General features: G+C 66.4%; 14 protein-coding genes. 2 read left to right on the top strand and 12 right to left on the bottom strand.

Features of this window, described 5'->3' with window-relative positions; genetic code table 11:
- From P1X14_RS20735 to P1X14_RS20710, 6 genes are all read right to left on the bottom strand, one after another.
- The coding region (locus P1X14_RS20735) for a hypothetical protein (protein ID WP_277317324.1) at positions 1-274 on the bottom strand (274 nt) is incomplete at its 3' end.
- A gap of 63 nt (positions 275-337) precedes the next feature.
- Positions 338-1222: a succinate--CoA ligase subunit alpha gene (gene sucD, locus P1X14_RS20730; protein ID WP_277317323.1), complete on the bottom strand. Its 885-nt coding sequence runs from the start codon at positions 1220-1222 to the stop codon at positions 338-340.
- Between the two features lie 82 nt (positions 1223-1304).
- Complete coding sequence (locus tag P1X14_RS20725) at positions 1305-1856, bottom strand: hypothetical protein (RefSeq protein ID WP_277317322.1); 552 nt, start codon at positions 1854-1856, stop codon at positions 1305-1307.
- A complete protein-coding gene (locus P1X14_RS20720; RefSeq protein WP_277317321.1) occupies positions 1853-2158 on the bottom strand; it encodes a hypothetical protein in 306 nt (101 codons plus the stop codon). The genes P1X14_RS20725 and P1X14_RS20720 overlap by 4 nt, the downstream gene beginning before the upstream one ends.
- A 4-nt stretch (positions 2159-2162) precedes the next feature.
- Complete coding sequence (gene mdh, locus P1X14_RS20715) at positions 2163-3125, bottom strand: malate dehydrogenase (RefSeq protein ID WP_277317320.1); 963 nt, start codon at positions 3123-3125, stop codon at positions 2163-2165.
- Positions 3126-3353: 228 nt separating this feature from the next.
- Positions 3354-3782, bottom strand: a complete 429-nt coding sequence (locus tag P1X14_RS20710) for a VOC family protein (protein ID WP_277317319.1) — start codon at positions 3780-3782, stop codon at positions 3354-3356.
- A gap of 55 nt (positions 3783-3837) precedes the next feature.
- Between P1X14_RS20710 and P1X14_RS20705 the strand changes: the two genes are divergently transcribed.
- Entirely contained in the window at positions 3838-4380 is a 543-nt protein-coding gene (locus P1X14_RS20705; RefSeq protein ID WP_277317318.1) for a winged helix-turn-helix transcriptional regulator, read from the top strand.
- Between the two features lie 3 nt (positions 4381-4383).
- On the opposite strand, the gene zapE is transcribed toward P1X14_RS20705, so the two are convergent.
- The 5 genes from zapE to P1X14_RS20680 all read right to left on the bottom strand — a co-directional run bounded on the left by zapE (position 4384) and on the right by P1X14_RS20680 (position 8125).
- Positions 4384-5496: a cell division protein ZapE gene (gene zapE / locus P1X14_RS20700; protein ID WP_277317317.1), complete on the bottom strand. Its 1113-nt coding sequence runs from the start codon at positions 5494-5496 to the stop codon at positions 4384-4386.
- Positions 5493-5948: a PaaI family thioesterase gene (locus tag P1X14_RS20695; RefSeq protein WP_277317316.1), complete on the bottom strand. Its 456-nt coding sequence runs from the start codon at positions 5946-5948 to the stop codon at positions 5493-5495. The genes zapE and P1X14_RS20695 overlap by 4 nt, the downstream gene beginning before the upstream one ends.
- Entirely contained in the window at positions 5945-6889 is a 945-nt protein-coding gene (locus P1X14_RS20690; protein ID WP_277317315.1) for an MBL fold metallo-hydrolase, read from the bottom strand. Before P1X14_RS20690 ends, P1X14_RS20695 begins: the two co-directional genes overlap by 4 nt.
- A complete protein-coding gene (locus P1X14_RS20685) occupies positions 6889-7674 on the bottom strand; it encodes a succinate dehydrogenase iron-sulfur subunit (protein ID WP_277317314.1) in 786 nt (261 codons plus the stop codon). Before P1X14_RS20685 ends, P1X14_RS20690 begins: the two co-directional genes overlap by 1 nt.
- A gap of 127 nt (positions 7675-7801) precedes the next feature.
- Positions 7802-8125, bottom strand: coding sequence for a helix-turn-helix domain-containing protein (locus tag P1X14_RS20680; protein ID WP_277317313.1), 324 nt, complete (start codon positions 8123-8125; stop codon positions 7802-7804).
- Positions 8126-8252: 127 nt separating this feature from the next.
- On the opposite strand from P1X14_RS20680, the gene P1X14_RS20675 reads away from it, so the two are divergent.
- Entirely contained in the window at positions 8253-8993 is a 741-nt protein-coding gene (locus tag P1X14_RS20675) for an SDR family NAD(P)-dependent oxidoreductase (RefSeq protein ID WP_277317312.1), read from the top strand.
- A 140-nt stretch (positions 8994-9133) separates the two neighbouring features.
- On the opposite strand, the gene P1X14_RS20670 is transcribed toward P1X14_RS20675, so the two are convergent.
- Positions 9134-9712 carry an ATP-dependent Clp protease proteolytic subunit gene (locus P1X14_RS20670; RefSeq protein ID WP_277317325.1) on the bottom strand — a complete coding sequence of 193 codons (579 nt, stop codon included), beginning with the start codon at positions 9710-9712 and terminating at the stop codon, positions 9134-9136.
- Between the last annotated feature and the right edge of the window lie 64 nt (positions 9713-9776).

Here is a 9776-nt window from a genome sequence, read left to right as displayed (position 1 = left end):
CGGCGGCGGGCGCCGGAGCGGCCTTTGCCTTGGCGGGCGCCGGCTCCATCTGGGTCGGGTCCATCGCCGCGGTGAGCGCGTCGGTATCCTTGGGCGGCCAGTTGGGCTGCGCCCAGCTCGGGCCGGTCGAGGCGCCTTCCAGCCCCTCGAACCAGTCGCGCCAGCCGGCCTCGACCGCGGCCGGATCGGCCTTGAACTTCTTGTACAGCGTCTCGACAAAGCCGGGGCTCACGCCGCCGGCAATTTCGTCGAAGTCCAGGCCTTCATAGCCCATGGTCATATCCACCCAGTGTTAGCGCTCACACCCCACCGGATATGGGGTGCCGCGCTTTTGAATTCAGCCCTTCAGGACCTCGACCAGCGTCGAACCCAGCTCCGAGGGGCTGGCCGCGACGCGGATGCCGGCGGCTTCCATCGCCGCGATCTTGTCCTCGGCGCCGCCCTGGCCGCCCGAGACGATCGCGCCGGCATGGCCCATGCGGCGGCCCGGAGGCGCGGTGCGGCCCGCGATGAAGCCGGCCATCGGCTTCTTGCGGCCCTTCTTCGCCTCGTCGATCAGGAACTGTGCGGCTTCCTCTTCGGCCGAGCCACCAATTTCACCGATCATGATGATCGATTTCGTGGCTTCGTCGGCCAGGAACAGCTCGAGCACGTCGATGAAGTTGGTGCCGTTGACCGGATCGCCGCCAATGCCGACCGCGGTGGTCTGGCCCAGGCCTGCGTTCGTGGTCTGGAACACCGCCTCATAGGTGAGCGTGCCCGAACGCGACACGACGCCGACCGAACCCTTGGAGAAGATGCTGCCGGGCATGATGCCGATCTTGCACTCGCCGGGGGTCAGCACGCCGGGGCAGTTCGGGCCGATCAGGCGCGACTTCGAACCCGAAAGGGCGCGCTTCACCTTGACCATGTCGAGCACCGGGATGCCTTCGGTAATGGTGACGATCAGCGGAACCTCGGCGTCGATGGCTTCCAGGATCGAATCCGCCGCGAAGGGGGGCGGAACATAGATCACGCTGGCGCTCGCGCCGGTCTTGCTGACCGCTTCGGCGACGGTGTCGAACACCGGCAGGCCGATATGCTCGGTACCGCCCTTGCCCGGGGTGACGCCGCCGACCATCTGCGTCCCGTACGCCAGCGCCTGCTGGGTGTGGAAGGTGCCGGTCTCGCCGGTCATCCCCTGGGTGATGACCTTGGTGTTCTTGTCGATCAGAATGCTCATGCGGAAACCCCAGCAAGAAATGAAGAGACGAGGAATAGGACGTCCGCCGGATCGGCGGCGCGGCGGGAAGGATATGCGGTCATCAGAAGCCCCCGATTGCTTCGGCGACGAGCACGCGGCCTTGAAGGCCGGTGTTGCCGATGTCGGGGTGCCCCGCGGGAATATAGCTGGCCTCGATCGAGACGCCGTCGCGCCAGCCGGGTTCCCAGCTCTGGCGGATCATGCCGTCCTGCTCGCCCTCGCCGGTCGGCCCCTTGCCGAGCCATTCGACGAGCGCGCCGGGCGCGAAGGGCATGGTGGCGGTGAAATCATAGGCGCGGCAGCCATTGCCCCAGAAGCCGGACTTGTCCTCGAAGCGCGAGAGAACCAGCCACACGGTCGTGCCTTCGAACGTCTTGCGATAGGTGCCGCCGCTGATCTTGCCGCTGTCGCCGATCGCTTCGCGGCCGAGCTTGAGCAGATTGGCGATGCGCGGTTCGGCATCCTCGGGCGCGGCTTCCCAGCCGGCCTTGGCCGTGTCGGCGCGGGCCGTTTCGAAATCGTCGATATTCTGGCAGGCCGCCTTGAACGAATCGAGCAACGGCGCCTCGGGCGCGGCGCTGGAGGTCAGCAACAGGGCGGCTGCCAGAATCACTGCCCGGCCTCCTCGCGTCGTCGCGACCGGCGCACCAGAAACAGCGTGCCGCCGAATACGGCGGTGGCGAGCCAGATCCAGGGGAGGGTTACGAACATCATCAGATCGAGGCCGTAATAGCCGGTGCCGTGCGCATCGTTGCTGCCCAGACCGATCATCAGCAGGACGACCGGCACCATCGCGGCGACGACAAGCGACAGCCAGGCAAGGCCGCCGCGCCGGTACCAGGCGAGAATATGCGCACCGGCGACCGCCACGACATAGGCAAGCGTGCCCAATGCGAGGAGGTCGCCGAGCGCCATTTGCTTACGCCAGGCTCTCGTCGATGCCCTTGCAGGCGACCAGCAGTTCCTTGACCGCGTCGACCGACACGGTGAGGTTGGCCTTGGCTTCGTCCGACAGCTTGATCTCGACGATCTTCTCGACGCCGCCCGCACCGATCACCACCGGCACGCCGACATAGAGATCGTCGATGCCATACTGGCCGGTCAGGTGCGCCGCGGCCGGAAGGACGCGCTTCTGGTCGTAGAGATAGGCTTCGGCCATCGCGATGCCGCTGGTCGCGGGCGCATAATAAGCCGAGCCGGTCTTGAGCAGCGCGACGATCTCGCCGCCGCCCGAACGGGTGCGCTGAACGATCGCGTCGATGCGCTCCTTGGTCGAGAAGCCCATTTCGATCAGGTCGGGAACCGGGATGCCCGAGACGGTCGAATATTCGATGACCGGGACCATCGTGTCGCCATGGCCGCCGAGAACGAACGAGGTCACGTCCTTCACCGAGACGTTGAACTCGTCGGCGAGGAAGTGGCTGAAGCGCGCCGAGTCGAGCACGCCGGCCATGCCGACGACCTTCTGGTGCGGGAGCCCGGAGAATTCGCGCAGCGCCCAGACCATCGCGTCGAGCGGGTTGGTGATGCAGATCACGAACGCGTCGGGCGCATTGGCGGCGATGCCTTCGCCGACGGCCTTCATGACCTTCAGGTTGATGCCCAGCAGATCGTCGCGGCTCATGCCCGGCTTGCGAGCGACACCGGCGGTGACGATGATCACATCGGCGCCCGCGATATCGGCATAGTCGTTGGTGCCGGTGATCTTGGCGTCGAAGCCCTCGACCGGGCCGCACTGCGACAGATCGAGCGCCTTGCCCTGCGGCACGCCCTCGACCACGTCGAACAGCACGATGTCGCCGAGACCCTTGAGGGCGGCGAGGTGTGCGAGCGTGCCACCGATGTTGCCAGCGCCGATAAGGGCAATCTTCTTGCGGGCCATGAGAACTCCTTGGGTCTGTATTGGGCGCAACTGTGGCGCGAAACCGCGGAAAAACGAGCGTCGCTTAGGCGCATACGCGCGATGCCGCAACCCAAAGGAGATGCAGATAGGTGATTATCTTTGCGACTAATTCGCAAGTGCAATAGTGTGGCTGGCTGCCATGAGTTTTGGTGATTGCCGCGGCGTCGGCCAGCCGCTTTCGCGGGCGGCCCGACGCCCGGTGCGGGTTCAGCCTTGGCCTGACAGGTCCTGATAGAACATCAGCGCATTGCCATCGGGATCGTAGAAGGTGAGCAGCTTCACCATCTCCGGGATCTCCATGATCTCGCCGTCCTGGCGCACGCCCGCGGCGTCGAGCGCGGCCTTGGCGGCTTCGATATCCTGCACCCCGAAAGTGAGCGTCGCGCCGCCCGCGCCGCCGACGCTCTCGTTCTGCGAGAGGCCGACATTGACCCGGTCGACGCCGGTGGTGAGTTCGGCCCAGGCGATATCGTCGCGGCGATAGAGCAGGGTCATGCCCAGCACTTCGCTGTACCAGGGGATCGCCGCGTCGAGGCTGGAGACGCCGATCGCGCAGGTGAGGCCGCCATCATAGGCGATGCCCGCGCCGTTCGGCTGCGAGCGTGCATCCATGTCCAGCGATTGCGTGGTTGTCATCTGTCACTCCCGACTCTATGGTTCCATTTGTATAGTCGATATCAATTTGGTTCGGATGTCAACGACGCTCGACGATGCCTCGCTTCGGACGCTGACCGCCAATCGCTGGGCGATGCCGGTGATGGCGTTGCTGAGCCGCGAGCGGGGATCGCGCTTCGCGGTGATCGCGGCGCGCTTCGGCCTGTCGAGCCACAGCCTGACTCGGGCGCTCCAGCATCTGCGCGATGCCGGCTGGGTGGTGCCCAATCCCGGCCATGGCCACCCGCTGCGGCCCGAATATGTGCTGACGCCAGCGGGACTCGAGGTCGGTGGGGCATGCGAGCGGATCATGGCATCGCGCGAGAAGCTGGGGCTGGAAGCGGCGGACGTGCCGCGCTGGGGGCTGCCGGTGGTGGCGGGGCTGGGGCCGGACTGGACCCGGTTCGGTATGCTCCAGTCGCGGCTGGCGCCGGTGACGCCCCGCGCGCTGTCGCTGACCTTGCAGACGATGATCGGGCAGGATCTGGTGAAGCGGCGGCTGGAGGACCAGTTCCCGCCGCTACCGCTCTATGGGCTGACCGGGCGGGGGCAGGACCTGGCGGGGGCGATGGCGGGGTGAGCCTCAGCGCTCGCCATGGCCTTCGGCGAGATATTCGTCGGAACGCATTTCCATCAACCGGCTGATCGTGCGGTCGAACTCGAACCGGCCATCGCCTTCCTCATAGAGGTGCTCGGGTTCGGCGTCCGCAGCGGCGAGCAGCTTGACCTTATGCTCGTACAGCGCGTCGATCAGCGTCACGAAGCGCGCCGCTTCGTTGCGGTTCTCCGCGCCCAGCCGGGGAATGCCGACGATCAGCACGGTGTGGAAGCGCCGGGCGATGGCGAGATAATCGGCCGCGCCGCGCGCCTCACCGCACAGCCGCTTGAACGAGAAGACCGCGACGCCCTTGAGGCATTTCGGCACATGCAGCTCGCGCCCGCCCTGTACTGGAATGTCGCAACCGGGGACGTGCTCGCGATCCTCGGGCGGATAATCGGTCAGGCGGAAGAAGGCGGACGACAGGGCCTTGGTCGCCTCGGGGCCGTTGGGGACATGCCAGGTGTCGACCTGCCCCAGCCGGTCGAGCCGGTAATCGACCGGTCCGTTCAGCGCCATCACGTCCATCTTCTCCTCGATCAGATGGATGAAGGGCAGGAACAGCTGGCGGTTGAGCCCGTCCTTGTAGAGATCGTTCGGCGCGCGGTTCGACGTGGCGACCATCGTCACGCCGTGGCGCATCATCTCGGTGAACAGGCGCGAGAGGATCATCGCGTCGGGCGGGTTGTTGACCACCATCTCGTCGAAGGCGAGCAGGCGGATATCCTCGACCATCGCCTCGGCCACCGCGACGACCGGGTCGGGTGTGTCCTTCTGCCGCTCGACATTCAGGCGCTGGTGCACCTCGAGCATGAATTCGTGGAAATGGACGCGGCGCTTGCGGCGGATCTCTAACTGCTCGAACAGCAGGTCCATCAGCATCGATTTGCCGCGGCCGACCCCGCCCCACAGGTAGACGCCACGCGGCGCTTCGGGCTGGCGGCCGAGCGCGCGCCACAGGATGCTGCCTTTCTTCGGGACCGCTTCGAGCTCGACGGCGAGCGCATCGAGCCGTGCTGCGGCGGCTTCCTGCTCGGCATCTTCGCGCAGCTCGCCCGCGGCGACCAGCGCCCGGTATCGTTCGAGGACGTGGCTCATTCGGGCGAAGCGGTGCGCGCGGCGAACTTGCGGATCGTGCCGGTGAAGCTGGCGACGGTCTCGCCCTGCTGGACGATCAGCCCGCGCAGGAAGAGCAGCCGGCCAGTCTCGCGCAGCAGCTCGACCCGGGCATCGAGTGCGACGTCGAGTGCGGCGGCGCCGACGAACTGGGCGGAGATATCGATGGTCACGGCGGGGCCGGCCAGTACGCCGAAGCTGCGCGCCGCGCCGAACAGCGCAACGTCGACAAAGCCGAGCAGCGCGCCGCCATGGACCTTGTCCAGCAGGTTCGAATGCTCATAGCGCGGCATCATCCGCACAATCGCGGCATCGCCGTCGAGCCGGGTCGAGACATGACCGAGGAAACTGTTGAAGCGCCCGGCCTCGCGCAGCTCCCAGCGCATCCAGCCGGGAGCATCCGGATCTTCGTAATAATGGAACGGATCGCTCATGCCGGGCAGTTCGCCTGCAGCCTGCCCGAGCGGAGCAATTCGCCATAATAATAGGCCAGCGGCGCGGCCGCGGCGGCATCGGCCTCGCTCAGGAAATGCCGCGCGGTGGCAAGCCAGCCGCCCGCGCAGGTCTCCATCGGCCGCTCGGTGCCGGTGCAGTCGATGAAGCTGGTGAAGCCCAGATGCCAGACGCGGAAATCGTCGCGGCTCATCACCGGGCCATGGCCGGGAACGAGCGTGGTGAAGGGCGTGCGTTCGATTTTGGCGAGTGCTTCTTCCCAGCCTTCGGGGCAGGCGGTGTCGAGGAAAGGCGCGGGCAGGGTGACCAGATCGCCCGCAAGCACGCGCTTCGCGCCGCTGTCATAGGCCCAGACATCGGCTGCGGTCACGGCATGCGGCGCGACGAAGAGAGTCAGCGGGTTCAGCGTGATCGAGCCGGTCAGCACGACATCGGGACGCAGTTCCGCGCCGCGCTCCACCGTGGCGATGTCGCCGCGAAGGTCCTCGTTCAGGCCGGGCGTAAGCATGCCGGTGGCCAGCGCCTTGCGGTTCGATGCCAGCCCGCGCGCAAGGAAGCCGGTCAGCGCCTTGTCGATCGCGCCGGTGCCATAGACCCGCACGCCCGGATAGGCGGCCTTGAGCGCGAGGTTGCCGCTGACATGATCGAGGTGCCAATGGCTGTTGACGATCGCGACGACCGGCTTGTCTCCGGCGGCGGCGATCACGCGATCGGCTTGGGCCTTGTGGCGGCCGGTGTCGAAGACGATCAGGCCGTCCGGGCCTTCGATCAGGATCGAATTGCCATCGGGCTGGCGGGCGGGTTCGAAGGTTCCCGCGATCAGGGCGGTGTGATCGTCGAGGCGCTGGGCGTCAGGTTCGGATGCAGTGGCGGGCGCGCCGAGCAGCAGCGCCGCGGCCAGTGCCAGACCCGAGCGCAGCATCAGATGGTGCGCTCGGCTTCCATGATCTTGATTTCGGCGATCGCCTTGGCGGGGTTCAGCCCCTTGGGGCAGACATTCGCGCAGTTCATGATCGTGTGACAGCGATACAGGCGGAACGGATCCTCCAGCGCATCAAGCCGCTCGCCGGTCATCTCGTCGCGGCTGTCGGCCAGCCAGCGATAGGCCTGGAGCAGGATCGCCGGGCCGAGGAACTTGTCGCTGTTCCACCAATAGCTGGGGCACGAAGTCGAGCAGCAGGCGCACAGGATGCACTCGTACAGGCCGTCGAGCTTTTCGCGATCCTTGGGGCTCTGGAGCCGTTCCTTGCCCGAAGGCGTGGTCGACACCGTTTGCAGCCACGGCTTGATCGAGCTGTACTGCGCGTAGAAGTGCGTGAAATCGGGGACGAGATCCTTGATCACGTCCATGTGCGGCAGCGGCGTGATGCGGATCTTGCCGTTCAGATCCTCGATCGCGGTGGTGCAGGCGAGGCCGTTGCGGCCAGCCATGTTCATCGAGCAGGACCCGCAAATGCCTTCGCGGCACGAGCGGCGGAAGGTCAGGGTCGGGTCGATCTCCGACTTGATCTTGATGAGCGCGTCGAGGACCATCGGGCCGCAATCGTCGAGATCGATCTCGAACGTGTCGTAGCGCGGATTCTCTTTGGTATCCGGGTCGTAGCGGTAGATTTCGAACTTCTTGATCCGGGTCGCGCCGGACGGGGCCGAATGGGTCTGTCCGTTCTTCTTGATCCGGCTGTTCTTCGGCAGGCGAAACTCGGCCATTCGCTATCTTCCCTCCGCGCGTCCCGATGCGCTGCGCGCGGGCTATGCCTTTCGCACTCGCAGCGCAACCCCGTTTTAGGTGCTTTCCGTCAGCGGGCCGGTGCCGGTTCAGCGAAGCTGAACTGTCCTAAACCACACAACCCGCACGCTGATTGTCCAGGATCGAGGCCAGCAGGCCGGGGAAGCGCGCTTCGAACGCTTCGCGGCGCAGGGTGCTGAGCATCTCGCGGCCCTCGGCGCGGGTCTCGACGATGCCCGCGCCGCGCAGCACCTTGAAGTGATTGGACAGCGTGCTCTTGGGGATCGACTGGAGCGGGCAGGTCGCGGTGCAGTTGAGCGTCTCGCCACCAGCGAGCTGCGCCACCATCGCCAGACGCACCGGATCGGCCAGCGCATGCAGCGCGGCGGCGAGGCTGACGTCCTTCAGATCGGGGTGCACGAAACTGGGCATGGGTCGAATATAGGAAAGCTTGTTCATTTTAATAGTTCGGGAATATTGAACTATCCGAACCGCTCCCCAGATCACGGCCTGTCCCGATAGGACCGGCATCTCGCCGGAAAGGGACGGGAGATTTGAGATGAAGAAGCTTGCAGGCAAGCGCGCCCTGGTCACCGGCGGATCGCGCGGCATCGGTTCGGCGATCGCGAAGCGGCTGGCCGCGGACGGCGCCGACGTCGTCATCACCTATGCCGGTAACGCCGAGGCTGCCGAAGCGACGGTGAAGGCGATCGAAGCCGAAGGCGTGAAGGGACTGGCCGTGCGGGCCGACGCTGCCGATGGCGATGCGGTGGCGGCTGCGGTCGAGAAGACGGCCGAGACCTTGGGCGGGATCGATATCCTGGTCCATAATGCCGGCGTCTTTGGCGGCACCACGGTCGATCAGGGCGGGTTCGAGGAATTCCGCCGGGTGTTCGCGGTCAATGTCGATGGCGTGGTCGCGGGGACCGTCGCTGCGGTGCCGCATCTCTCCGATGGCGGGCGCGTGGTGATCGTGGGCAGCGTGTCGGGCGACGTCTCGATGATCCCGGGCATGGCGAGCTATGGCGCCAGCAAGTCGGCCGTGCAGGGCCTGGCCCGCGGTTGGGCACGCGACCTCGCGCCGCGGGGCATTCTGGTCAATGTGATCCAGCCGGGTCCGATCGACACCGACATGAACCCGGCCGACGGCGACATGGCCAAGATCATGCTGCCGAGCATTCCGCTGGGCCGCTATGGCCGCGCCGAGGAAGTGGCGGCGCTGGCATCGTTCCTGGCGAGCGATGAGTCGTCGTTCATCACCGGTACGACGATCGATATCGATGGTGGCGCGACGGCGTAAGGCGGCCTGCGTAAATCCTCCCCCGGAGGGGGAGGTGGCAGCCGCAGGCTGACGGAGGGGGAGCGCCACAGGTGATATCGCTTGGGGCGTCCCCCTCCACCGCTTCGCGGTCCCCCTCCCCCTCCGGGGGAGGATTGCTTTCAGATCACATCCAGCACGAGGCCGAGGGAGCGTGCTTCCTCGGCTTCGATATACCAGTTCTCCGGCGCGCGGGCGCGGACGTCTTCGAACGGGATGCTGGTGCCCGCGACCAGATCGCGGAACCCTTCCTCCTCGATCCGCACCGATTCCTCGATCTCGTGCAGGCTGGCGCGCAGGCTTGCGGCGCAGGTCTTGAGCGGGCCGGACAGGTCGAGCGTGCGATTCAGGGTGCGCTCATGGATCATGATCCGCGTGCCCCGGGTCACGAAGCGCTTGTCGGCGGGGAAGGCGGCCATGAAGGTGGCGCCGGCCGAATAGACCGCGACCTTGCCCAGGAACAGGATGTCGCGATCGTTATATTCGCGCAGCAGCCGGATCTCGTCGGCCATCAGCCGCGCGATCTCGGGATCGCCGCCCAGCGTGGAGATCGACACGACCAGGGTGCCCTGACGCGGCGCGGCGGCGATCTGGTCGCGGAAGCTCTGGTACATCGCCTGATCGACATTGCCCGACAGCGCAACATGCGGCCGGCCGAGCAGCGGATAGCGGGTGGCGCTGGTGCCGTCGTCATGGACCACCACTTCGGGCGGCGGCGCGGGCGTTTCGGCGGACAGGAGCGGTGCGGCAGCCAGTGGCGCGGGT

Origin of the sequence: Sphingomonas sp. AOB5 (genome assembly GCF_029433115.1) — a bacterium.
Classification (GTDB): Bacteria; Pseudomonadota; Alphaproteobacteria; order Sphingomonadales; family Sphingomonadaceae; genus Sphingomonas.
This window is presented reverse-complemented; position numbering and strand designations above follow the sequence as displayed.